This window comes from Bdellovibrio sp. KM01 (assembly GCF_013752535.1).
Taxonomy (GTDB): Bacteria; Bdellovibrionota; Bdellovibrionia; order Bdellovibrionales; family Bdellovibrionaceae; genus Bdellovibrio.
The window spans coordinates 1,972,559-1,997,565 of sequence record NZ_CP058348.1; the positions used below are offsets into that span (position 1 = coordinate 1,972,559).

Annotated in this window: 22 protein-coding genes; 13 read left to right on the forward strand and 9 right to left on the reverse strand. The window is 44.2% G+C overall.

The features are described 5' to 3' along the window. The first annotated feature begins 23 nt into the window (after nt 1-23). The 4 genes from HW988_RS09655 to HW988_RS09670 are packed head-to-tail and all read left to right on the forward strand — an operon-like array spanning nt 24 to nt 4,601. Nucleotides 24-1,454: a hypothetical protein gene (locus HW988_RS09655; RefSeq protein ID WP_181607491.1), complete on the forward strand. Its 1,431-nt coding sequence runs from the start codon at nt 24-26 to the stop codon at nt 1,452-1,454. Between the two features lie 2 nt (nt 1,455-1,456). After that, complete coding sequence (locus HW988_RS09660; protein WP_181607492.1) at nt 1,457-2,242, forward strand: outer membrane beta-barrel domain-containing protein; 786 nt, start codon at nt 1,457-1,459, stop codon at nt 2,240-2,242. Continuing rightward, a complete protein-coding gene (locus HW988_RS09665) occupies nt 2,239-3,306 on the forward strand; it encodes a hypothetical protein (protein ID WP_181607493.1) in 1,068 nt (355 codons plus the stop codon). Before HW988_RS09660 ends, HW988_RS09665 begins: the two co-directional genes overlap by 4 nt. Further along, nucleotides 3,303-4,601 (forward strand): vWA domain-containing protein, encoded by a 1,299-nt coding sequence (locus tag HW988_RS09670; protein ID WP_181607494.1) that lies wholly within the window; start codon nt 3,303-3,305, stop codon nt 4,599-4,601. The genes HW988_RS09665 and HW988_RS09670 overlap by 4 nt, the downstream gene beginning before the upstream one ends. On the opposite strand, the gene HW988_RS09675 is transcribed toward HW988_RS09670, so the two are convergent. Together HW988_RS09675 and HW988_RS09680 are read right to left on the reverse strand one after the other, a co-directional pair. Continuing rightward, the gene (locus tag HW988_RS09675; RefSeq protein ID WP_181607495.1) at nt 4,598-5,323 is read right to left on the reverse strand and encodes an ABC transporter substrate-binding protein; all 726 of its coding nucleotides are present in this window, start codon (nt 5,321-5,323) and stop codon (nt 4,598-4,600) included. The two genes, HW988_RS09670 and HW988_RS09675, sit on opposite strands and share 4 nt — an antisense overlap. A gap of 49 nt (nt 5,324-5,372) precedes the next feature. Beyond that, nucleotides 5,373-6,152, reverse strand: a complete 780-nt coding sequence (locus HW988_RS09680; protein ID WP_255490304.1) for an MnmC family methyltransferase — start codon at nt 6,150-6,152, stop codon at nt 5,373-5,375. Nucleotides 6,153-6,186: 34 nt separating this feature from the next. Between HW988_RS09680 and HW988_RS09685 the strand changes: the two genes are divergently transcribed. The 4 genes from HW988_RS09685 (at nt 6,187) to HW988_RS09700 (ending at nt 12,181) form a co-directional block, all read left to right on the forward strand. Then, the gene (locus HW988_RS09685) at nt 6,187-7,194 is read left to right on the forward strand and encodes a TIGR01212 family radical SAM protein (RefSeq protein ID WP_255490305.1); all 1,008 of its coding nucleotides are present in this window, start codon (nt 6,187-6,189) and stop codon (nt 7,192-7,194) included. A gap of 511 nt (nt 7,195-7,705) precedes the next feature. After that, nucleotides 7,706-10,129, forward strand: coding sequence for a ribonucleoside-diphosphate reductase subunit alpha (locus HW988_RS09690; RefSeq protein ID WP_181607496.1), 2,424 nt, complete (start codon nt 7,706-7,708; stop codon nt 10,127-10,129). A 98-nt stretch (nt 10,130-10,227) separates the two neighbouring features. After that, nucleotides 10,228-11,226 carry a ribonucleotide-diphosphate reductase subunit beta gene (locus HW988_RS09695; RefSeq protein WP_142700258.1) on the forward strand — a complete coding sequence of 333 codons (999 nt, stop codon included), beginning with the start codon at nt 10,228-10,230 and terminating at the stop codon, nt 11,224-11,226. Between the two features lie 31 nt (nt 11,227-11,257). Then, complete coding sequence (locus HW988_RS09700; RefSeq protein ID WP_181604107.1) at nt 11,258-12,181, forward strand: hypothetical protein; 924 nt, start codon at nt 11,258-11,260, stop codon at nt 12,179-12,181. Here the strand turns inward: HW988_RS09700 and HW988_RS09705 are convergent. The 6 genes from HW988_RS09705 to HW988_RS09730 are packed head-to-tail and all read right to left on the reverse strand — an operon-like array spanning nt 12,165 to nt 17,784. Further along, nucleotides 12,165-12,656, reverse strand: coding sequence for a hypothetical protein (locus HW988_RS09705; RefSeq protein ID WP_181604108.1), 492 nt, complete (start codon nt 12,654-12,656; stop codon nt 12,165-12,167). The two genes, HW988_RS09700 and HW988_RS09705, sit on opposite strands and share 17 nt — an antisense overlap. Nucleotides 12,657-12,706: 50 nt before the next feature. After that, nucleotides 12,707-13,624 carry an HTTM domain-containing protein gene (locus HW988_RS09710; RefSeq protein ID WP_255489910.1) on the reverse strand — a complete coding sequence of 306 codons (918 nt, stop codon included), beginning with the start codon at nt 13,622-13,624 and terminating at the stop codon, nt 12,707-12,709. Further along, nucleotides 13,621-14,181 carry a hypothetical protein gene (locus HW988_RS09715; RefSeq protein WP_255489911.1) on the reverse strand — a complete coding sequence of 187 codons (561 nt, stop codon included), beginning with the start codon at nt 14,179-14,181 and terminating at the stop codon, nt 13,621-13,623. The genes HW988_RS09710 and HW988_RS09715 overlap by 4 nt, the downstream gene beginning before the upstream one ends. Further along, a complete protein-coding gene (gene scpB, locus HW988_RS09720) occupies nt 14,156-15,691 on the reverse strand; it encodes an SMC-Scp complex subunit ScpB (RefSeq protein WP_181604109.1) in 1,536 nt (511 codons plus the stop codon). Before scpB ends, HW988_RS09715 begins: the two co-directional genes overlap by 26 nt. Before the next feature lie 2 nt (nt 15,692-15,693). After that, nucleotides 15,694-17,073 carry a segregation/condensation protein A gene (locus tag HW988_RS09725; protein ID WP_181604110.1) on the reverse strand — a complete coding sequence of 460 codons (1,380 nt, stop codon included), beginning with the start codon at nt 17,071-17,073 and terminating at the stop codon, nt 15,694-15,696. A 45-nt stretch (nt 17,074-17,118) separates the two neighbouring features. Then, a complete protein-coding gene (locus HW988_RS09730; RefSeq protein WP_142700264.1) occupies nt 17,119-17,784 on the reverse strand; it encodes a site-2 protease family protein in 666 nt (221 codons plus the stop codon). 192 nt (nt 17,785-17,976) lie between these two features. On the opposite strand from HW988_RS09730, the gene HW988_RS09735 reads away from it, so the two are divergent. The 3 genes from HW988_RS09735 to HW988_RS09745 all read left to right on the forward strand — a co-directional run bounded on the left by HW988_RS09735 (nt 17,977) and on the right by HW988_RS09745 (nt 21,919). Next, nucleotides 17,977-19,143: an acyl-CoA dehydrogenase gene (locus HW988_RS09735; protein ID WP_181604111.1), complete on the forward strand. Its 1,167-nt coding sequence runs from the start codon at nt 17,977-17,979 to the stop codon at nt 19,141-19,143. A gap of 80 nt (nt 19,144-19,223) precedes the next feature. Beyond that, the gene (locus HW988_RS09740) at nt 19,224-20,702 is read left to right on the forward strand and encodes a peptide ABC transporter substrate-binding protein (protein WP_181604112.1); all 1,479 of its coding nucleotides are present in this window, start codon (nt 19,224-19,226) and stop codon (nt 20,700-20,702) included. Further along, a complete protein-coding gene (locus tag HW988_RS09745) occupies nt 20,645-21,919 on the forward strand; it encodes an EAL domain-containing protein (RefSeq protein ID WP_255489912.1) in 1,275 nt (424 codons plus the stop codon). The genes HW988_RS09740 and HW988_RS09745 overlap by 58 nt, the downstream gene beginning before the upstream one ends. Here HW988_RS09745 and HW988_RS09750 read toward each other — a convergent pair. Next, on the reverse strand, nt 21,912-23,108 hold the full coding sequence (locus tag HW988_RS09750; RefSeq protein WP_181604114.1) for an IucA/IucC family protein: 1,197 nt from the start codon (nt 23,106-23,108) through the stop codon (nt 21,912-21,914). The genes HW988_RS09745 and HW988_RS09750 overlap by 8 nt on opposite strands. 184 nt (nt 23,109-23,292) lie before the next feature. Between HW988_RS09750 and HW988_RS09755 the strand changes: the two genes are divergently transcribed. Together HW988_RS09755 and HW988_RS09760 are read left to right on the forward strand one after the other, a co-directional pair. Continuing rightward, the gene (locus HW988_RS09755; RefSeq protein WP_142700268.1) at nt 23,293-23,511 is read left to right on the forward strand and encodes a hypothetical protein; all 219 of its coding nucleotides are present in this window, start codon (nt 23,293-23,295) and stop codon (nt 23,509-23,511) included. Nucleotides 23,512-23,732: 221 nt separating this feature from the next. Beyond that, on the forward strand, nt 23,733-24,911 hold the full coding sequence (locus HW988_RS09760) for a C1 family peptidase (protein ID WP_181604115.1): 1,179 nt from the start codon (nt 23,733-23,735) through the stop codon (nt 24,909-24,911). The last annotated feature ends 96 nt before the right edge of the window (nt 24,912-25,007 follow it).

Sequence of the window (25,007 nt, forward strand, 5' to 3'; positions counted from 1 at the left end):
GAACGAGTATTAAAGAGGTTAATATGAAGACGGTAAAAAGTTTGATGATCGCAATCCCGGCAGCAATGGCCCTCACAGCATGTGATGGCTGGCAGAAGAGTCCTTCATCGGACCTTCAAGAAATGCGCGCTCAAGCAAAAACTATCACTGAGATGGGGCCTGATAAACCTCAGACAATCACTGAGACCGTCGTAGTGACGCAACCTTCTCCAGTGGAAGTAACTAAGACTGTTGTCGTTGAAAAACAAGTCGAAGTTAAAGTTAAAGAAACAGACATCACTCGTTCAATGATCCTTTTGACGGCTGATTCTGAAATGACTTTCTCTGAAGGCGTTTCTTCTTCATATAAAATCCGCGCTTCCCTTCCGGTTCCAGGCGCCGCTGTTACTTTGACAGCTTCGAACCTGCCTGAAGGTGCTTCATTGAAACCTTCTTCTGAAAAAGACGTTTACGTTCTGACTTGGAATCCTCCAATGTACACAGTGGACGCTGGTAAATCTTTGAAATCTATCCCTGTGAAATTCACAGCAACTGTTACCAATGCTGGGACATCTAAAAATGCCGAAGCGGTTAAAGGCATGATCAACGAACTGGATAAAACTTTGTTCGTGACTAAAAACCAAGTGGCTCCAAGTGCGTTGTCGGTTTCTGGTATCGCTGCTGAGGTTTCTGAAGATCAACTAACACCGTTCTCTGTAACAGTCACTGTTCCAGGTATCGATGGTAAATCTTCTCAAAAACCACGTATCGTAATCAGCTACGATGCAAACGCTATCACGGCAGGTAACGACTTTCTGGAACTTGATGGTTCTCGTTATGTGATCGCTGACCTTAACAAAAAAGACGCTGAATACCTTGGCGATTCTAAATGGAAAATCAACTTGATCTTCGATACTAAAAATATCGCAGTTCAACCGCAATTGGCTAAAGATGGCACTATTATGTTGCAAGCTAACGGCACACGCGTTCGTTTCAGCGTGAAAGCTTTCAGCCCGAATGGTCTTTCAACTGCTGAATCGGTTGTTCAAACTAAGATCGTTTACACAAAAACTATCTCCGCTCCCCGTTTCGACGTTTCCGGTCTTGGTAAACAAGGTTTGGAAGTTTCCCCGGGCGAAAAAGTAACTCTTCGTTTCTCAGCTTCATCAAGCAGCAAAAACGCAGTGGTAGCAGTTGAATCTAAAAACTCTGCCTTGCCAGGAAACCCACAAATTTCTTGTGAAGCTTCTGCTACTGGCAGCAACAAACAAGAATGTACTTTGACTTGGGAAGTTCCTTGCGATGCAACTTCAAAAACTTTGAAGGGTGCAATCGAAATGTCGGCAACGGGTTCATTGAATGGTCAAATCTCTAATGTGACTGAATATGCTTTGAAAACGGTCAAAGCAGCTAAAGACAAAAAACTTTGCGCTGCTCCTGCTACAGCAGCTGCTAAAGCTGCGGAGGCTAAATAGTTATGAAAAACTTTAAACTTCTTTCTGCAACTGTTTTGTTAATCGCGCTAAGCTCACAAAATGTTTTCGCAGCTCCGGCTAAAAAAGCTGTGAAAAAAGCAACCACAACATCTTCTCAACCGGCTCGTATTAACGACAATAGCGATGTCACTAGTGACATCGACTCTTTGGGTGGCAACGAACAGTTGATGAACATGGCGCAAAATATCAAATCTGAAAGCCGTTCTCGTATCGTTCAAGAGCGTATCGTTGACAGACGCAACCGCCTTGAAGTGGGTGTTAACTACGGAATGAACTTCGGTGGTGATGCTTACACGAAAACTCAAGCTATGGGCGCAACTCTTGATTTCCACATCACGCCTCGCTGGTCCATCGGTGCAAGATACTTTGACTACGGAAATTCTTTGTCTCCAGAAGGTAAACGTATTTTCGACCAAGCGAAAGCGAACTACCAAGCTGGTGGCCGCGCATATGCCGTGGACATCGACTACCCGGAAAGTTCTGTCATGGCAGTTTTAAACTGGTATCCAATCTATGGTAAAACAAGCTTTATGGATGTTGGTGTGACTCAGTTCGATATGTACTTACTTGGCGGTGGTGGTCAAATCACTTTGTCCAGCGGTTCAACTGCAGTTTATACAGCAGGTCTTGGTATCGGTGCCTGGATCACAAAACATCTGACTGCAAGAGCTGAAGTTCGTTACATGAATTACAACGACAAACCCGTAACAGGTGAACGTAACTTGAACGTTGTCACGGGTAACCTTGGTCTTGGATGGATGTTATGATTTCCAAAAAGGCTTTTGTATCTCAACTTCTAATGGTCACGGCTTTAAGTGTTGGTCACAATGCTTTGGCTGCTGAGCGTTTTTCAGTGAAGGACTGGGGGAATTCCCTAGAAACTTCTTTGTCTGAAAAAAGCGGCAAGACCACTTTGAATTTGTTGGACTTCAACAAACTTGAAGGCAAAGTGATTGGTTCTGCTTCGAACAGCAAAATCAAACAAACAATCCAAAAAGCCCGTGAGTTGTTCGCTGCAGGAAAATACTCTCAGTCTTTGGCTCTATACAATGAAGTTCCCCGTGGTTCAGACTACTGGTTCCAAATCGTAGAGGAAAAAGGTTGGGCTTACTTCCGTCAAAATGACTCCGAAAAAGCGTTAGCTCAATCTAAAACATTGTTGAGCCCGCAATTCGCGGAAGTAGTTAACTCTGAAGCTTACCTGCTTCAGTCCTTGGCTGAACTAAAAATCTGTGATTACAAATCTGTTTTCAAAACGACTCAGATGTTCAAAGAAAAACAACGCGATCGTATCGCTTCTGTTCAAGCTTTGACCAAAGAAGGTTTCAACGACGCGTTCCTAACAGTTTTGAAAAAAGTTGATAAGTTCCCATTGCAAGCAACTGAAGTGGGTGAATCGTTATTGAAACTTCCGGTTCTTTACTACAAAGACTTGGAACTTCAAAAACAGATGTTGCGCTTTAAATTAAGCCAAAAAGGTATGGAAGTTTTGGCAGCTAAAAACGTGCAACGTACTTTGCAAACTCAACTGGACCAAATCAACAAGGAAGCCTTCATTAAAATGAAAGTGCGACTTCAGGAATTGGCTAACAACGAGACCGCTGACAACAAACGCGTAATCGGCAAATTGAACCTGGTGGAGGTTGAAGCGATTCAACGCGTTCACACGGATCAAAAACTTGCGGATGCGGCTTACACGAAAAATGATTTCAAAGACACAAATGTGGACCAGTTGGTATTTAAAGACGACGGCCGCCCTTGGATCGACGAATTGGACAAGTACGACGTAGTTACGAAGTCTTGTGCTCAAAATGTTAGGAGAAAAATGTGAAACCACTTATAGCTCTTTGCATTTACGTTTCAGCATTTTTATTGCTATCGGCGTGCGCCCAGGAATCTGGAACCATCATCGCGCAAAAAACTCTGGAGCAACCAAAAGTTGAGCTTCCGGTTTACCCGGACGTTGTTCAACCGGAACAACCAGAAATTCCAGTTTATCCGACTGTGAAACAACCAGAAATCGTTTGGATCACAGAGGACGGCGGTCAAAGTCAGCTTGATTTCAACCCACGTGTTGACATCCTGTTTGTAACTGACAACTCGGACTCTATGAAATCGGCTCAAGCAAACTTGATCAAGAACTTGAATCGTTTTACAAATGGTATCACGAACAACAAGATGATTGACTATCATATCGGTGTTATCTCTACTTGGGACAGTTCCGAGCGTTTTGCGACAAAGAAAAAAGATACTTACCAAATTGGTGAGCTTCGCAATGTTAAAACAATTGCTGGCACTGAATCTAAAGAACGTTTCGTAACTAAAAAAGATTCAGCTGGTATTTTGGCGAACACATTGAAAATCGGTGTTGCTCCTTATGCGGAAGGTGGGCCTGAGGTTGAAGAGTTCTTCTCTCCCCTTGCGGCAGCGTTGGATAAAAGCGGCCACGCGGCAGTGAATGAAGGTTTCTTCCGTGACGATGCCCAGCTTGTGGTGATCTTCATGACGGATGCTGACGATTCTTCATCTCGCATCACTCCAGAACAAATGGCGCAAACTTTGATCGATTTCAAAGGTGGCCGCCAGGATAAAGTTTCTGTTTATGGTGTGTTGGTTAATGCCAAAGATCCAGATTCAGTTAAAGACTGGGATTTGCGCGTTCACCCTAAATACCACCCTGAGTGTTTTACTGGTCAAAAGAACAACGGTAAATGTACTGGCTTCGGTCCAGAGCGTTTGGAAGAAATGATTGTGGCTGCCAATAACGGTGCCGGCAATCCAAAACAAATCCGTGAACAGTATATCATGAGCATCACGTCCCCTATCTTCGGTACGGAGTTGGGTCGCATGGGCGACTCCATCACGGTTAAGACTTTGGAAAAACAAATTTTCCTAAGCCAAATCCCACGTGTGGATGACTCCGGCAAGCTGATGTTGCGTGTTCGTTATGGTACGGCTGATGTTTTGGCTCAAGGCAAGGGTCAGTTGATTCCGAACAAAGCGAACGGTGGTTGGACTTACAACCCAAGTTCAAACTCTGTGAAACTTTCTGGTAACGTAAAGTACGAATACAAAGAAGGCGCTAGATTCGCAGTGGACCTGGTTCCAGTTCCACTGGCGAACTAAAGATTCGATTTCATCACAGAAGGTTCTGTTAATTTCAGAACCTTCTGCAGACTTCCATCCGATTTCATTTGCTCCAGAACCGCATTGAATTCCTTTAGCAGATTCTGCCCCTCTTCATCATTACGAAAAGCAAAATAACAATCCTGATTTGATACCGGATTTTCACGGCTATAGTTGATACCTTGAACTTTACTTAACTCTAAGGCGCGAAGCCCTGACCGCTCTTCAACAATAAAGGCATCAATGGTGCCATCAGCTAAGCGGCGCATGTTGGCCACGTCATCATCGGCATAGATGAATTTAACTTTACTGTTTTCCTGAATCTCCGCCGGATAGTGATAACGGAACGTTAAGCCTACGTTTTTTCCGTAAAGCTCTTTGAAAGTCTTAAAAGGACGTTTTTCACGATAAAAAATAAAATTGGTACGAATATAAAAGGGTGTGGATTTCAACGCGTCTTTCGGTACGGAATTATCCATTCCAGGAAAGAACCCTTCGGCTTTTCCATTGGAAAAAGCCAGCTTTGCTTTATTGGAAGTCAGAACATCGACCTTGAACTTACTTTTAGAGCGAGAGGCAATTTCATTAGCGAGCTTTAGAAACGATCCTTTGTCTTTGCTTTCCACAAATAAAGGAATAGGAAAAGTCACCAGGCGTGCCACCTTGGCTTCCACAGAACCAGCAATACAAAATAAGGGAAGAACCAAATATTTGAATTTCATGCTTAGATAGCTTGCATGGACTCACGGTCATTTAGCAAACAATTTATGTTTACTGATCAACAATTGGCAACTCCTTCACTCCCAATGTCGAACCACGTTTAGAAAAAAATCCGGGACGTTCAGTTACGACGAATCCTTGCATTCGCAGAGCCCGCTTCATATTGCTTTTGCACGCATATGTTGTAAGGACACTTTGCTCAGCAGCAGATTCCAACAGCAGACGATTTAAGAATTCCTCGCCCCATAAGTGCGGATGAGTTTTAGAACTGAAAGCATCATAGAAAAAACCGTGATAGCGCGAAACGAATTTTATGTCTTCATGAAGAGAACCATGAATATCCGTGAGATTTACGAAATGCTGCCTCAAGAAAGACTTTAACTCTCTGTTTGCAATGTCGGTCCCTTTCAAAACGTGCATCAAAGCATCATCATAAACAGCGGCAACTTCTGGCAAAAGACTTAAATATTGATCATGCAGCCACAAGTAAAAGAACTCACGCAGCTCAGGAATGCTTTCGTAACTGGTGATAAGGCCCACGGATTTTTTTTGTTTAAGGGCCTCGCGGGCAATATTCATCTCGATGTAGCCCAACCCCAGTCCCACCACCATAAAATGAGGATTATCGACTTTCTTTAAAACATCGGCCGCTACATTTCCGTAAAGATGGGTAGTTTCAGTGCTTGCACCACCGGAGTGATGCATGGACTCGCCATAGGGTTTTGCGGGATCTAAGGATTCTAATAGACGCAAAGTGGGGCTTTGATCCTTGGTAATTTCGATCTCAAACCCTAGATCACCCCATGATTTCAGTGGTTTTGGCTCAATCATTGACTTCCCGCAAAATAAAACCCATAAACGCCCTATGGAAAAAGGCTGGTTGGGACTTCCCTATCACACTATCAGTGAGCACTACAATCATCTCTTTGGCGAGAAGGTCTATAAGATCCCCGTCACCGTGGTTGATAATTGTCCAAACCGGATGGGGTTAAAGGGCATGCAAACCTGTGTGTTTTGTGACGTGTGGGGATCTGCTGCAAATGCGGAAGCCATGACCATGGAACTTCGCGAACAGATCGAAAAATATCATGCCCACATCGCTGATCGTTACAATGCCAAGGCTTTTTTGATTTACTTTCAAGCCTATACCAACACTTTCACCAAAGTGTCGGCTCTTCGTAATAACTTTGATATCGCGCTTTCTTATCCCTGGGTGAAGGGCTTTACCTTGGGAACTCGTCCAGATTGCCTTTCTAAGTCCGTGATGGATCTGTGGAACGAGTATCATGAGAAGTCCTTTGTGGCGGTCGAGATGGGCGTGCAAAGCTTCTTTAATGATGAATTGGAATTCATGCGCCGGGGTCACTCCGCAGAAGCAGCTGTCGAAGCCATCCATAAGATTGCGGATAACACCAAAGTGGACCTAGGCATTCATTTGATCTTTGGAAGCCCGGGTGAAACGGATGAGCGCATTATTAAGACGGCAGAGATCGTAAACACTCTGCCTATTACCAATGTGAAACTTCATAATCTGCATGTTCTTAAAAACACTCCTCTGGAAGGGATGTACCGCGCCGGGGAGTTTTCTCCGATTGATCAGGTCACCTATACTCGCCGAGTGGAACTATTCCTGCAGCACTTATCACCGCGCTTTGCTTTGCACCGTTTGGCGGCATATTCGTCTCGTTGGGATGAGTTGGTGGCGCCGGATTGGACGAAAAATAAAATGGGCACACACCAGGCGATCATCGATCACTTGCGCGCCAATGGATCCTATCAATCTCAATATTTTCACGCGAATTCTGAGTTGGAACTTTCCGCTCAAGCAGTTTTGCTAAAAAAATCTCGCCGCGTGGACGCATCTCCGTGCTGAATTTCTGCACAATTTAAGTTTCTGTAAGATCACGACAGGTAAATTTCAGGCTGAGGAACGAAAAATCGAGCATTTAGCGCTAGACCTTGGTTTTACCCTCGGGGAACAGGAGTCACCTGCACTCTTTTTTCGCAGGACAGACGTGTCAATCGCTAGGATATATCTGCTTAAATGATGAGCAACGTCACAAAAAAATCAGCGTTATTTCAAAAAATACTCTTGCAACTTTCCGGAAAGAATTACACAGTTGGAATTGAGATCGATACCCGCCTTATTGACGAGGCACCCGGGACCAACCCCTAGATATAGGGGTTCACACAGGGAGGTACTAGACGTTTTTGATGAAGCAAAACTTATGTTTCAGCGACTTCAAAACTTAAAGCTAATGGATTAGCGCTCAGTCTCAACCAATCTACATCATTATATTTAACGGCGGCGGATTTTGCGAGGGGCAGAATACGACGGCGGGATTTTTTTGCCCAAAAGGAACTGGGCAGAGGGGATTTGCACCATGTTGGAAACAACAGCTCACATCATGAGAGTTAAAAAGAGAGATGGAACTCTTGAACCAGTCGACGTAACGAAGATCGTTGAACGTGTGACTCGTAACTGCCAAGGCTTGACTCAAGTCGACCCACTTCGCGTTGCTACAAAAGCAATCAGCGGTCTTTATGATGGCGCAACAACAAATGAGTTGGATAATCTTTGTATCCAAACGGCTTCTTTGTTGATCGGTGAAGAACCAGAATACTCTCGTTTGGCGGCCCGTCTTTTGGGTATCTATATTGATGAAGAAGTTCGCTCTCAAAAAATCCAGTCTTTCGCTGACTCTGTAAACTATGGTTTCCAAGCCGGTTTGTTGTCTGAGGCGACTAAAAACTTCGTAGAAGCAAATAAAGCAGCTCTTTGCGCGGCTATCGAACCTTACCGCACAGACCGTTTTGAATACTTTGGCTTGAGAACTGTCTACGATCGTTATTTGCTAAAAAATCCAACTTCACGTCAGGTGTTTGAAACACCTCAATACTTCTTTATGCGTGTGGCTTGTGGCTTGGCTCAAACGGTTGATGAAGCTATCGAGTTCTATCGCTTGATCTCTTCTCATGACTACATGGCTTCTACGCCGACATTGTTCAATTCTGGTACTTTGCGCCCTCAAATGTCTTCTTGCTATCTTTTGGATTCTCCAACAGATGACTTGGAAGCTATCTACAAAAAGTACACAGACATCGCTTTGCTATCTAAATTTGCTGGCGGCATCGGTGTTGCTTACTCTCGCATCCGTTCCCGTGGTTCTTTGATCAAAGGAACAAACGGTCACTCTAACGGCATCATTCCTTGGTTGAAAACTATGGACTCTTCTGTGTCTGCAGTTAACCAAGGTGGTAAACGTAAAGGTGCTGCATGTGTGTACTTGGAAACTTGGCATGCTGATATCGAGGAGTTCCTTGAACTTCGCGATAACACCGGTGACGAAGCTAAACGTACTCACAATTTGAACTTGGCAAACTGGGTTCCAGATTTGTTCATGAAACGCGTTGAAGCGGACGGCATGTGGTCTTTGTTTGACCCACGCGTAGTGCCTCATTTCGTAGACATTTACGGCCCAGAATTCGAAGCGGCTTACGAACAAGCTGAAGCGGAGAAAAAATATTCCAAGCAAATCAAAGCTCGCGACCTTTACTCTCGCATGATGAAAACTCTTGCACAGACTGGTAACGGCTGGATGACATTTAAAGACGCTTCCAACATGAAAGCCAACCAAACTGGTGAAGCTGGCAATGTGATCCATCTTTCAAATCTTTGCACAGAGATCCTTGAAGTGACTTCAAACTCTGAAACAGCGGTTTGTAACCTGGGCTCTGTGAACCTTGGCAGACACGTAGAAAACGGTCAGTTTAACTTCGACAAACTGGCGAAATCTGTTCGCACAGCTGTAAAGTACTTGGACCGCGTTGTTGATATTAACTTCTACCCTATTTCAACAGCTCAGGATTCCAATCACAAATGGCGTCCAGTTGGTTTGGGTGTGATGGGCCTTCAAGATGCTTTCTTCCAATTGAAGTTGCCTTTTGATTCCCAAGCAGCTCGTGATTTGTCAGCGAAAATCCAAGAAGAGATCTACTACAATGCTCTTTTAACTTCTTGTGAATTGGCTGAAAAATACGGACCTCACGGTGCATACGAACAAACAAAAGCTGCTAAAGGCTTGTTGCAATACGACCTTTGGAATGTGACGCCATCTCAACCAGAGCGCTTCACAGCTTTGAAAGCGAAAATCAAACAACACGGCTTGCGTAACTCTTTGATGATCGCGATTGCGCCAACAGCAACTATCGCTTCTATCGTAGGTTGCTACGAAGCGATCGAGCCTCAAGTATCCAACTTGTTCAAACGTGAAACACTTTCTGGTGAGTTCATGCAGATCAATAAATACTTGGTGCAAGATCTTAAAGCGATCGGCCTTTGGACTGAAGACATGCGTAATGAAATCAAATTGAACGATGGTTCAATTGATGAAATCGCGATGATCCCACCTCAGATCAAAGAACTTTACCGTACTGTTTGGGAAATCCCAATGAAGTCATTGATCGAAATGGCTGCAGACCGTGGCGCTTACATCGACCAAGCTCAATCTTTGAACTTGTTCATGGAAAGCCCGACTATCGGTAAAGTTTCTTCTATGTACATGTATGCATGGAAAAAAGGTGTGAAAACGACTTATTACTTGCGCTCTCGTCCAGCGACTAAAATCGCAAAAACGACTGTGAAGTCTTCTAACAACGGTATGGGTATGACAACAGCTGCTGCAAACACTATGGATGCGGCTCCTCAAGCTCCTGCTCAAGATGACGCTCCTAAGAAAACTTACACAGATTCAGAAGTGATTGCTTGTTCTTTGGAAAATCCAGAGGCTTGCGAAGCTTGTCAATAATCCAGCGAAAGCTGGTCAGAGCTGAAGGTCCGAGGGGGACTTTCAGCTCAAAAAAGAGCGCCGGTGCCTTTCGCCGGAAAAACTTTTAGGGACTTTTTATGATTTTAGATCCAGGCTTTAACTTAACTCTTCGTCCGATGAAATACCCAACTATGTACGAAATGTACAAAAACGGTATCAAGAACACTTGGACAGTGGATGAAATTGATTTCTCTACAGACCTTGTGGACCTTCATTCAAAAATGACAGCAGCTGAAAGACATTTGATCTCTCGCCTGGTGGCATTCTTTGCGACGGGTGACTCTATCGTCGGAAACAATCTTGTATTGAATCTTTACAAGCACGTGAACGCGCCGGAAGGCCGTATGTACTTGTCTCGTCAGCTTTACGAAGAAGCTTTGCACGTTCAGTTCTATCTGACTTTGCTGGATACTTACATCCCAAATCCAGATGAGCGCGCGGAAGCTTTCGCTGCGATCGACAATATTCCTTCTATCAAAAAGAAAGCAGATTTCTGCTTTAAATGGATCGATTCAATCAACGAATTGGATCAATTGAACACGAAAGAAGACCGCCGTCGCTTCTTGATGAACTTGATCTGCTTCGCAACTTGCGTGGAAGGTCTATTCTTCTATGCAGCTTTCGCTTACGTTTATTTCTTGCGTTCAAAAGGTTTGCTGCAAGGTCTTGCATCTGGCACAAACTGGGTTTTCCGCGACGAATCCATGCACATGGCTTTCGCTATCGAAGTTATCAAGACAGCACGCAAAGAAGAACCAGATCTTTTCAACTCTCAAATGGAAGATATGGTCACACAAATGCTTGAAGACGCTATCGAGTGTGAGATGGACTTTGCAAACGATGTATTGCAATTGGGTGTTGCCGGTCTTTCTCCAAAAGACATGCGCCAATATCTTGAATACTGCGCTGACCAACGCCTTGAAAGCTTGAACATCGCTCCACGCTACAACGTGAAAAATCCATTTGGCTTCATGGAACTTCAAGACATGCAAGAACTTGCAAACTTCTTTGAAAGACGTGTTTCTGCTTACCAAACTGGTATCAGTGGCTCGGTAGCCTTCGATGAGGCGTTCTAATTTACTTTGGGTTTTACTATTCATAGTCTGCATGGGGGTGGGTTTCCTGCACGGGTACCTGCCCCAAGGCATTTCTAGGGACTATGTCTTACGTCCCACCAAAGTTCGCATCCTGGTAACGGATGAATCTCTTTTTCCAAAAAGTATTCAGGAAGAACTGGAAAACGATCTTCGCATTAAATTCGAAGTCACAGTCACTCGCGACTGGAATTCCATTCAAGCAAAAGTGATCGCATCCCCTTCGCAAGACATTTTGCTTTTGCCATCCTACTGGGCGCACACGATGAACAGACAGAATCTTTTGTTTGTGACATCAGAAAATGCTTTGTCGCTAAAGATTGCACCGGACTTTCTGGATCCCGTTATCACAAAGCGCAGTCTTTATTTTTATCCTCTTTACTGGATGAAGACGGGCTTTAAAACTTCCGGCAACAACAGCTTTGAGGAATTTCTTAAAGACAAAAAAGCCACGACATTGTTTTTATTGAACGACGAAGACTTGTTGCTTAATCACTTCCAGATTTGGCAGGACAAAGGCTGGCTCGCTTTAGTTCAACAAAAAAAGATTCTCACTTTGCCACTGGATCAGTTGGTCTTGAATGATAAAGCCGAAGGCGCAAGAGAACTTCCCTTGAATGAATCAAATCCCGATCTAACAGTTCAGGATGACCTGAGTGCCCTTTTGGTGTGGGGAGCAGCTATCCCAGCCGCCTCTGATAAAAAAGAGCTGGCAATCGAGATTCTGACCGCCTTAACGGCAAACTCCATTCAGGAACAAAACCTGATGAAGACACCGTTTAACAGCACTCTTCATGAATTAACCACGCCGGTACTTCCACCACAAAGAAGAGCTACGCATATTCGTGAATTGAAATTAAAAGGCACAATCTTGATTGGCACTAAGAATTTGGAAGCACCCAAAAAATTAAGAGATGAGTTTAATCTGATCTTATAACTGTATAGCGAGTCACAGCATTCCCACTCGTAGAAGGCGTGCTGTTCGCATCATATCCCGTCAACGTCAAAACAATCGCATTCGTACCGTTTCTTAAAGCGGAACCTTTAAGAACAATATTGAAGCGGCCATTGCGGCAAGTTCCGTAACCCGTCGCTGTAGAACCGGACATATCGTAAACCGCCGAAGCTGTTGCTGCCGCCCCATTCACTGTCACCGTGATTCGGTGAGTGGGAAAAGTCGAAGCATAACAAGCACCACTCATCTCCACATAGCGTGCTGCCACGATAGAACCCAAGCTGTAAGCGTCAGCTACAAGCTGCAGTTCAGTCGAAGAAGGATCAGTATTCAATGTATGTGAATTTGGATTCGAAGGATCATCCGTCAAAAGAGAATTATCTGACGTCGGTGCACAAGACACCAGAAGCGCCATCATCGCGAAACTGGTCGCGAATTTAGATAAATCGGATTTCATAGAAAGTCCCCCGTTCCTTTAGAATAAACGAGGGAGCGACCAGAACTGAATCAATTTTTAGAAAAGTCCAGTTTTGAGACAATTTTCTGCTCGAGAGCAATGGGACTTAGGAATAAGAAGTATGTGGAAAGCATTATAGTCGCAAACGGCATAAGGCCCATAAAGATCCCGATTCCCAAGTGCATTCCCACTCCTATAAGCAACCAGATATGGCGGCTCTTATTCCAGATCACCATGGGCGGGAAATAGACTTCAAAAATGATCGTCATATACCCCAACACTGGAATCACCCACGGGATCTGCCGTAAGAAACTAAAATCCACCGTCGTCATTTGGGGATTTGCTAGCACCGACCATAAAGCAGTTCCATCCCACCAACTATAACCTTTTAGTTTTTCCCAGCCGGTATAGGCATAGATCGCCATGATTTGAACCTGCATCATGCGAATCATCATGCTGGAAACCATGTCCGAAGGCCTAAAGGTTTTCTTTTTACGAATCAGATTCAGAACACTCAATCGTTCGCAGGAGTTCGTAAAGATCAGATAAAATAAGAATAGCGAACCAATCACATCGGCACCAAAGTGCGCGGGATAATTACGATTCAAAAATCCAATATTTATAATCCACGCGAGCGCCGTAAAAACCCGCCCACCAATACCCAGAGTTAACAGTGCAAACAAAAGCACAACCAGAATATTGATTTGCAGATTCATGGAATCAGGCCAAAAGTTCCAAGAAAACATCGGTCTGCCAAACTCTGGCAGAATCAAAAGAGCTTTTTCTTTCGGGAGCCAACTCGCATCCGTGAAATACCACAGATTATAAAATCTCATGATACTCATATATAAAAAAGTCCCGCACAAAGTGATGCGAAGAAATGCCAGCCCTAATAAGTTCTGTGGAGCAAACCAGAATTCATCCCACAATGCCCAAGCTTTTTTAATTTGAAATTGAAAATGCTTCACAGCAACTCCTCATCACCAGGACTGTTGCAACGAACAGAAGCCTTGGCTGCGCGACGCTCTTGAGACATATCCAACAAATTCACTTCGCTTTTTGAAACCGCTTCATCCAACAATGGCAAAGTTTCGATGACATGCTCCATGTCTATACTTTCTGCTTCGGGAAACTGCTTGCACAACCAGGGGCCAAAGACCTGGCGCAGACGACGAGGATCCATCACCATATATCGCATCACAGCCCATTCTCTTTTCCGACTAAGACTGGGCATCGTTTTTTCTGATTCTGCAAAAGGAAATGCTGTGATCAACGGTTCGCGATAGGCTCCATTTTGGGCCATCGGATAATTCACAACGACTTTAAGATACATGGGATGTGCTGGGTCCGGAGAAAAGAAATTCCATCCAGCATTGAGGCCGACCTGATTAGCATAGGGGCCGAAAAACTTAGAAGCGACACGCCCAAAGTAAGAACTTACGTTGGGCATGACCATAATTGCACAGATATTATAAACGATCCAAATACTTGCCAGGATCTTAAGTAACGGCTTCACCTTCGCCATCAATCTCGTCCGCCTCTCCATAGAACGGTAGTTCGTCCTCATCAGATGACTCCCCTTCTTCGTTATCAGCGTATACTTGATCGTCAGAAGCCATCTCCATGTCTTCATCATTGTCGAAAGCTTCTTCGGCTGCAGTCAATTCATTTTCCAGCTCAGCATCAGCAGACATTTCCTCAGAACCTGCTGCATCGGTTTCAGCAACTGTTTCTGTCGCTCCACCCTCAGTAGATTCTTCGGAATCAGCTGATTTACCCGCTTTCAATGCTGCCATTTTAGCGGCACTTTCTGCGGCTTTGATTTGCACCAAAGTCGTTCCAGCGGCCAAAGCATCATCATATTTTTTCAACCAATTTGCATCACGCGTTGGCACTGGTTCATCCATCGCCAAAGCTTCACGGATGTTTTGGGCGCGCTCAAGATCGCGTTTTTCAGCCTGACGGCGTTTTTCTTCTTCAAAGAAAGTCGAAGAAGTCGTGATTTCTTCAAGCTGGTTCGAAATTTTCATCAATTCATCTTCACCAGATGAGTAGCTTACGTGTTCAACATCAGTTGCTACCAATGAATCTGTGATAGATGCCAATGTCGGTTTTTCTTCCGCCATTTGCTCATCCATACCGTCCGGCAACAATTCGTCGATTTGTGACAATGTCGGAAGCTCTTTCAAAGATCTTAGGCCAAAAATTTCCAAGAACTTGCGAGTCGTACCGTATTGCATAGGACGACCTGGAAGATCTGATTTACCTTCAAAGGAAACCAGGTTTTTTTCCATCAACGCACGCAACAAGTGACCAGACTCTACGCCACGGATTTCATCCACATCGGATTTCACGCAGGGCTGTTTGTAAGCCACGATAGAAAGAGTTTCCAAAGCTGGCCCCGAAAGCTTGAATTGACGAGCTTTCAAAGTACGTTTTAGGAAATCCATATTGTCAATTTTGGTGCGCAGCTGGTAGCCACCTGGAACTTCTTCCAAAGTAACACCACGACGGCCGCCCGCGTATTCCACAGCCAATTGATCTAAAGCTCTGCGGATTTTATCGCCTTTGATGTTTGTACCTTTAAATAGGAGCTTGATCGAAGCCAAAGAAACTGGACGATCAGAAGCAAACAAGATGCTTTCTACGATACTTTCCAAGCGCTCTTCGTCTACGAATTCAACTTCTTCGATATCTGCAGATTCAAAACCATCAAGTTCTGTACCCTCAACAGAAACATCATCAGCCCCTTCAGAAGCTTCCATTTCAGCCGCTTCGTCATCAGTTGCTTCCGGCAGGAAACCTTCAGATTCTTCCTCTTCTTGAAGGAAGATAGAAGTGTCTGCTTCGATACCATCAAGCTCATTCAATTCATCAGAGCCTTCTTCTGCAGAAGTTTCTTCTGTTTCTTCAGCAGTCATTTCAAAAGTGACTTCCTCGGTTTCAACTTCCGTCGCCACAGCAACTTCGTTTTCCATCACTTCTGTGTCTAAAACTTCTTTATTCTTTTTGGAGTTCTTTTTCTTCTTAGACATTTCTACGCCTCAGCTTCAGTCTTAGGATCAGTATCAATAAATTCTTCAAAAACTAGATCAGATTCAGCAACAACATCTTCAGATGTGGCAACCATTTCAGCAGCCACGACAGCTATTGCATCCGCCGGTTCAAAAGTCGCAACTTCAAGTTGTTCTTCAACTTCTGTTTCAACAAATGAATCAGAAGTCGCCTCAACGACAGTTTCAAAAGGTGCTTCCACTTGTGTTTCGGCGATCGCTTCAAGCTGAAGTTCAACTTCAGACTCAATGCCTGCTTCTGTTTCAATAACAGATTCCGCCATCATTTCAACTTGAGGCTCTGCCGGAAGTTCTTCTTCAACTTGTTCGTCGCTGAATAGCTCGCCTTCAGCGGCCAGGATTTCTTCGTCAGAAGCTGCTTCCGCGCCCTCTTCTTTTTCCAAGAAGTCCAGCTCAGCATCCATACCAGCGATCTCCGCTGTTAGGTCAGACATACCTGCTGTGAAATCCATTGGAGTCTCGACAAAGCTCATTTGAGCTTGCTGTTCAGCCGGAGCCTCATCAGCACTGTCGTCCATAAGATCTGCTGTTGGATCTGCTTTTTTAGCGTCAGCCATCATTTGTTCAGCAATGCGGTCGGCACCCATAGAGTCGTACTCTTCCACACGGGACAGAACGTCTGTTTCGATTGGTTTTTTAGTATCAACCCAGATGTCTGAATAAACTTCTGATTGGTAAAGACCTACGAAGCCCATTTTACCAAGCTCAAGCAAAGACAGGAACGTGATTAAAGCCTGACGAGCGCGATCTTCTGTCGCATTCACCAATTCCATCATCGTGATTTTACGACCTACGATAAGATAGTCTTTCAACTCCAGTACGCGGCTGGAGATGGATTGAGCTTTTGCTTTAACTTCATGGACTTTCTTTTTAACAGAACGCAAAACTTTACGATAAGAAGAGATCAACGCAAACAGGGCGTTGTCTTCAAGAATGATTTCGTCTTCTTTTTCATCCAGTTTTTCACGGGAGCCACGCAACCAAACATCACGACCCACCAAAGGACGATCATAAAGAAGCTTCGCGGCCTCTTGGTATTTTTGGTATTCCAAAAGTTTTTGAACCAACTCTTTACGTGGATCTTCCTGCTCGATCACTTCGCCATTCTCATTATATTGAGGCAGAAGCATGCGGGATTTGATTTGGATCAAAGTTGAAGCCATGGCGATGAACTCACCTGCTACTTCCAGATCCAATTCTTTCATCAAACGAATATAATCAAGGTATTGCTTTGTGATCTCATGGATTTTGATATCCATAATATCCATCTCTTCCTTACGGATGAGATATAGCAACAAGCCCAATGGTCCTTCAAACTTGGGCAATTGAACTGTAATACTCATGAAAGCGGTCCCCTCTAAAACGTTCTGAATGAATGGAATTTCTGTTTAAGAAATTCCGAACCCAGCCAGAGCTAACGTAAGTAAACTTTGTGCACTCCAAAACACAGGGATTGCCAAAATACGCAATGCACCTGTCAAAACCAATCCCATCAATACCATGCTGGTGATTTGTTCATTCTGTTCCAATTTGTAATTCAATTGGGCCGGCAAGAATCTTGCGAGCACTTTTCCGCCATCCAATGGATGCAGCGGGATCATATTGAAAAACGCCAGGAACAAGTTTGTCATCAAAAATGCTTTTAAAATCTCGAACACCGGTTTGAAATAAATCGATGCGGAAAAAAACTTCGCCAGGAAGCCTATAAGGAACGCTGCAACAATCGCCAACAGAATATTCGAAAGCGGACCAGCAAGAGCAATCCAGAACATATCCACACGGGGATTTTTTAAATTCCGGGAGTTCACTGGGACTGGCTTGGCCCAACCGAAGAAAATCGGAGTTGCCAGAACGATAGACACCAATGGCAAAATAAATGTACCGATCATATCCATATGAACCAAAGGGTTCATAGAAAGACGGCCCATTTGTTCCGCAGTATTGTCACCACGCAGACGCGCAACCCAACCGTGTGCGAATTCGTGAAAGCACAGTGCGAAAAGAAAAGGGATAAAATAAATGCCAATCTTGGCGCCGATTTCTGCAATATCCATATATTTACCTTCAGAGATTAGACGGCAAACCTAGACCCTTGTCTAGTGTGAGACGTCATTTGCACATAATAAGTGCAATCATCATAACACAGTCCGTTAAGAGAAAAGCTCCTGTCCTTCCAACCTCTTGAATAAAAATCGCGATCTGGATATGGTCTTCCGACTTGTTAATTAACGTATGAGGGAGAAACCATGTCTGACGTAACTAATGCACGTCCAGCTTTGACAACACTATCTGAAGATGAAGTAGCTTTCCGTGATGCTGTAAGAGCATTCGCAGAATCTGAAATCAAACCCCATGTGACACACATGGACGAAAAAGCTGAGATGAACAAAGACATTCTTAAAAAGCTTTTCGAAATGGGTTTGATGGGTATCGAAACTCCGGAAAAATACGGCGGCGCTGGTTCCACTTTCACAATGGCTTGCTTGGCCGTTGAAGAAATCGGTCGCGTAGACGGTTCTGTCTCTGTCCTTGTTGACGTACAAAACACTCTAACTACAAACGCATTCCTTAAATGGGGTACTGAAGCGCAAAAAGAAAAATACTTGGGCGCCATGGCTTCTAAATGGGTTGGCGCTTACGCTTTGTCTGAATCATCTTCTGGTTCAGATGCGTTCGCCTTGAAACTTAAAGCAGAAGACAAAGGTGATAAATGGGTTTTGAACGGTTCAAAACTTTGGATCACAAACGGTAACGAAGCGGACGTATTCATCTGCTTCGCAAATATCGATATGGCTAAAGGCTATAAAGGTATCACAGCGTTCATCGTTGAGAAATCTTTCAAAGGCTTCAAAGTTGGTAAAAAAGAAGACAAACTAGGTATCCGCGCTTCTTCAACTTGCGAACTGTTGTTTGAAAACTGCGAAGTACCAAAAGAAAACGTACTGGGCGAAGTTGGCAAAGGCTATAAAATCGCTATCGAAACATTGAATGAAGGTCGCATCGGTATCGGCGCGCAAATGATCGGTATCGCTCAAGGCGCTTACGAAGCGGCGTTGGGTTATGTTAAAGGTCGTGAGCAATTCGGCAAACCAATCGCTCATTTCCAAGGTGTTCAATTCCAACTGGCAGAAATGCGTACAGAGTTGGAAGCCGCTCGTTTGATGGTTTACAATGCCGCTCGTTTAAAAGACGCGGGTCTTGATTTCATCGAATCAGCAGCGATGGCTAAACTTTACTCTTCTCGCGCAGCTGAAAAGATCACTTCCAAAGCGATCGATTTGTTCGGCGGCAACGGATTCACTAAAGAATACCCTGTTGAAAAGTTCTGGAGAGATGCAAAAATTGGTCAAATCTATGAAGGTACGACTAACATGCAGCTTCAAACGATCGCTAAAATGGAATTGGACAAATAGTTCGGCGGGAGCCGAGAAAGCTGCAGCGCCGGCAGGCGCGAAAGCTGGACTTCGTCTCACCATTGATTCAAAATGGTCAGATGAAACGTTTTCTTCCGGCCCTTTTACTTTTAGTTTCTATCTACGCTCAAGGTGCTGATTCAAAGTCAGCACCTTTTGTTTTTCGTCTGCATCTTTCTGGCGAGCCCACACAAATGGATCCGAATCGCCAAAAGACTTCAGCCTCCAGTTATCTTTTAGCGAATCTTTTCCGCAATATTTATATCTATGATAACGAAAAGGGACTGGTTCCTGATCTGGGTTCGTGTACTCGCGAAAAATCACAAGCTCTGGTCTGTAAGTTAAAGAAAGACCTTCAGTGGAGTGATGGCTCTCGACTGACTTCTGCGGATTTTCTGCGTACTTACAAGAAAATGTTAAATCCAAAAGTCGCAGCCCCGCGTGCAGATTTACTGTTTAAAGTTAAAAACGCCGAAGACATTTATAATGGCCTTAAAGAGGTCGACACCTTAGGCATCACCACCCCCGACCCGGTGACTTTGCGCTTTGAGTTTCAAGGCAAAGCCCCGGACTTTGAATACAATCTGACAAGTTTTTTACTCGCCCCCACCAAAGAAGACGTGAAAGTTTACTCGGGCCCTTACAAATTGAAAGAGTGGTTGCAAGGTCAACGAATCACCCTGGAACCTAATTTCAATTATCAAGGCGGCCACCCACAGCGTCCATTCGTGGAGTTTCTTTTCATCGAAGAAGACACTGTCGCTTTACAGTTGTACGAAAAGAACCAGCTACAATTACTGCGCAGACTGCCCACTTTGTTTATTCCAAAATCGAAAAACCGCCCGGACTTCCACTGGATTTCAGCGATTCGTTTTGACTATTTGGGCTTCGGACCTGAGCTACAGAAAAGCGACGAGCTTCGTAAAGCTTTGACTTACTCTCTCAACTATCCGGAATTGCAAAAGCTTTTTTCTTCAAAAGGCCGCCCGGGCTGTGCTGGACTTCCTGATTCTTGGTTTCCAGAAAAAGCCCCCTGCTATGATTTCGATCTTAAAAAAGTTCCAAAAGTTAAAACCGACAAAACTTTCACATTGATGTTTTCATCTTTAGGTGGCGAAGATCATAAGCGTGCGACGGAATGGATGCAGGCCCAGTGGCAAAAGAATGCAAACCTTCGCTTGCACCTGGAAATGAAAGAGAACAAAGTTTTCATCAATGAGCTGCAAACCAATCCCCCGGCAATGTTCAGAAAAGGCATTGCTCCGGACCGACCGACTTGTCTGGCAGCACTTGAAAATTTTGCCAGCGATAGCCCTGAAAATTACATTCAGCTGAAAAGTCCCGAATATGACAAAATCCTCGAGCAATTGGGGAACTCCGTGAAAACTGCTGAACAGAAAAAATTATGTCTCACAGGGGTCAGATATTTAATGGATCGGAACCTGATCATTCCCTTGGGCGCTTTTGATTTTGCTATGTTGATCAAGCCGGAATTTGTTGGATGGAAATTCAATCAAATGAATCAGCTGGACTTGTCGCAGTTACATCCAAGACCTTAAACTGTATCCATATGACATTGTTACCCCAATCCGTGGATATCTTGAAAGATCAGATCGTTTTTAATGAGGGCGATGCCGGAGATTGCGCTTACATCATCGAAAAAGGTCGCGTACTTATTTATCTCTCCAAAGATCAGGAAGAAATTCCTATTTCTATTTTGGGCGAAGGCGAAATTTTTGGTGAGATGTCACTGATCGATAATCAAGATCGTTCCGCTTCTGTACGCGCCTTAGAAGATGTCAGACTTAGCATTGTTACCAAGCAGCAGCTTTTAGAACGCGTTTCCATGGCGGATACAGTTGTGCAGCTTTTGATGCGTGTCTTGCTAAAAAGACTTCGTCGCAATACAAATATGAATTTGGGTGGCAACCTTAAGATCGCCGACATGCAAATTGAAAGCATGATGGGGACCGACGATGGTGCAGCGGATGCCTTACAAAAAATCAAATTGGAAAATGAAATCTTTCAAGCATTCCAAAACAAAGAGTTCGAACTTTTTTATCAACCGATCGTCGAACTTAAAACGCGTAAAATAAAAGGCTGCGAAGCTTTGCTTCGCTGGAAAAGCCCGACCCGTGGCTTGATCTCCCCGAATGTTTTCATCGACGTGATTGAAAACTCCTCTATGGTTATTCCTATCGGCCATTGGATTATCAATGCTGCCTTGAAAGAATTAAAAGTCATTCAGGATCATTTGAAATCAAAAAATAAAAACAAAGAAGCCGATGAATTCATGATGAGCATCAACATCTCGGGTCGTCAGTTTACTCATTCAGATTTCCTGGAAAATCTGGAAGACCTGCGCGAGAAACAAGGCTTGGACACTAAAAACATCAAACTTGAAGTTACAGAGCGTGTGATGATGGATGGGGTTTTAGCCCTAGAGACTTTGCACAAATGCCGTCAGCACGGTTACGCCATTTCTATTGATGATTTCGGTACGGGCTTTTCAAGCTTGCAATATCTGACGCAGATGCCGATCACCTATCTTAAAATTGATCGATCTTTCGTGATGAAGGTTCTAAGCGATCCGAAATCCAAAGCCGTTGTCAGTGGGATTATCTTTCTGGCACGCGAAATGGATTTTGAAATTATCGCTGAAGGTATCGAACATCAGGATGAAGCCCTGGTTCTGGAAACTTTGGGTGCGCAATGGGGCCAAGGGTATTTGTTCTCGAAACCCGTTGATCATTTTGCTTTCATGCAACTTATCTAAATACAGCCTGACAAAAATTCACTAAAGGAGAGCTTTTCCGAAGCTCTTCATAAATGATCTTCTCTATACGGAATGGCGAATAGCCTTTTTGATCCTGAACAGCTTTCCTTAATAAATAAATCGAAGAACCCACCATGTACCTTTGAAACGCTGTTTCGAGCACTGGCGACCAGGCAGCAGGACGCCCCCTTGGCACAAGGGTGTTCTCACGCATTTTTTGCAAACTTTCTAAATCAAAGATCCACTGACTGTCTTGAATTTTTAAAAGCTCTTTCGTTGGAAGATTTAATTTTTCGCGAAGCTTGAAATCAATTCTCGCGCCATCTAGGTCGCGATAAAAAACGCGCCCCGTAAAGCTTCCCTTAGAATCAATCTCCAACAAAGTGTTTTGTTGATGCGCTTCAAGGACCACACCATATTGAGCGGCAAAGGCATAGCTTTTTACAAGTGCAGGAATTAACTGTCTTTCAACGAGATCAATAGTTGAAATCCCCTGAGCCTTGGCATCGACTTCCAACAATGAAGATCCCTGATTTTTTGCGACATAAGACAAAATCGGAACCAAGGTGGTTTTCCCCACCACGATGTGCTGGGGAATTTTTCTAACCAAGAATCCAAAAGGGCTGTTGGGAGTTTTATCAAAAACACCAATGGGCTCAGGCAAGACTCCAAAACCATTTTCTTTCTGAGAGGATTCAGGAATATTTGCAAGCAACGAACTAATGGCCGTCGCTCGCTGCATCTGCATTGGATACACGGTACGAATCGCACCATTAACCTTATCTGACAAAGAGACCTTGACCATCATATCGTCCACAAAAAATGTTCTGGGTGACGTTGTTGGTTTCGCCGCAACTTTCGTAAGCTTTCCATGAGAGATGAGCTCTTTAAAAAGTTCCAATGATGACGGGTGAATAAAGAACTTCACTTTGCCGTCAGCGGTTTTTAACTCCTTCGGAATTTCCATTATTCCGTCTGGTACAAAATCGACAAATCGTGGTTCAACTTCCAAAAGATAAAGCGTCTCAGTCTGATACGCCTTCAATTCGGCGGGATCGGGAAGCTTGTGATAAAGTTTTTCGTTAGACTGTAGATCATTGCGCTGGACTTCCCATTTTTGCCAACGCTCAAGGTCAGCAAAGCCGGGTAATGCAATTAAAAGCACAGTGATGAATGAAATCCACTTCATACCTGGTAACTTAGCAAGATATTCGCCAGGGACTCTTGATGTCTCATTCTGGGAACACACAAGCCCATGGACCAGTTATTCGAACTTTCTTCTAGGCAGACTCAAGTCGATAAGACCAACGCCGATAAGCTCTATGTCTTAAGACATTTAACCAGCTTAAGATTTACAACTGGGGGTCATAACAATGGCTGACAAAAAGTTTGAAAAGCAAATTCCAAATAACGTAGTAACTCTTGCTTCCGAAAAATGCTGTGGCGAAGGCTGCAAAAAGAAAGCTGATAAAGCTGGTTTCTGCGGTGAGCATTTCATGTGGTTCAAAGAAGGTTTGATCACGAAAGAGGGTTTGAAAGCTGCTGACTTCGACAAGAAGTATTATCAGTTCATCTCTCGTAAAGCCGCTTAGTTCTATTTTAAAACCTCTGATCTCCGTCGGAGGGTTTATAATCATTAGTATTTCGAATTCCAAATCCGTTAAAAGCCGGGAATCCCATCCCGGCTTTTTTATTTACACCTGGTTCCCTATTCCGTCACCTGCCCCATTTCATTTTCATCTGATTCCACCAAATCCAATCTGATCGACTGCGACGTCAACCAACTGGTCCTGCCTTTGCACATTTCAAGGGTATGAAATCATTCGTATTCGCACTGCTATATTTGTCTCAATTTGGAACACTGAGCACTGCTGCGGCCGCAGGGCCTCCGTTGTGTTCAATGATCTTTGCTGACGCTCCCTGGGGGCAATTACGCCGCGATTTCCAGCACAACATTCACTATACGAAAGAGATTCCTCAAGACACAGCCATTAAAAACCAATGCAATCTTGGCACTTGTCATTTGCATTCCTGGCTGGGCGCTATGGAGAAAACCTATACTCTGCGTACAGGCGAAGTCATGACGCTTTCAAATCAATTCATGAGTGCGCACCAACTTTTAGCGCGCTCGATTATGCAGCTTAAAACCGGGGAAGAAAATGTCGCAAAGGTGGAGCTGGGCGCAGGTCCTTTGAATTCCCGAGACAGCATTCTGGTATACGGGGTGATCCCTGAAGGCCTTTGGACTCCCAAAACCGAATTTTATAAAAACCCACAAGCGCAAATTTTAAAAGAGTACACCGAGAACATCATCGCTCGCACCAAAGCTTTGGCTGCTAAAGTTGAGGACACTGCCCAGAAAAAAGCCATCGTTGAAAATGGCGCTGAACAACTGCGCAAACTGCACCGCGATTTTGTTGGGGATCTTCCAAAGACCTTCCAATGGGAAGGCCGCCAGTGGACTCCTCAAGAATTTGCCTATAAGAAGTTTTCATTTTTTCTGGGGCCACAGACTCAGATGATCATCCAAGCAAACCGCAAAGCCATGCCTTATGCCGAAAGAGTCGGAAAAGATTCACGCGTCTATACGGATATGGATTCAGTGGAAACAATGGCCGCCAATCTCATTGACCGCGGAAGCATGGTTTACCTTTCCTATGAACACCATCATGAGTATGTGGACAAGCCGACAGGAATTATGTCGATTCGAGCTTTCTATACGCCTGATTTCGCAAAACCTCTGACTCGCCAACTCCGAGAGCAATTTGACAAAAATGGAGGTGGTCATGCGGTGCAGATTATTGGATATGAGCGTCACCCACAAACGGGTCACATTATTAAATGGAAGATCAAGAACAGCTGGGGCGATAAAAGTGGCGATGAGGGTTATTATCACATGTATGATGATTACTTCAGAGCTTTTGCCAAGGGCATCACTTATCAGGAGATTGATCCTGCGATAACTCTAAAAATGCCCGTAAAAGGCAACTAGGATGGCCGTCCCGAAAATGAAGTATTTTAATCCGATGGAAGCAGCTTCGCGCAATGACATGACTTCCTATCGGCCAGGACCTTTGCTAGCATGAGT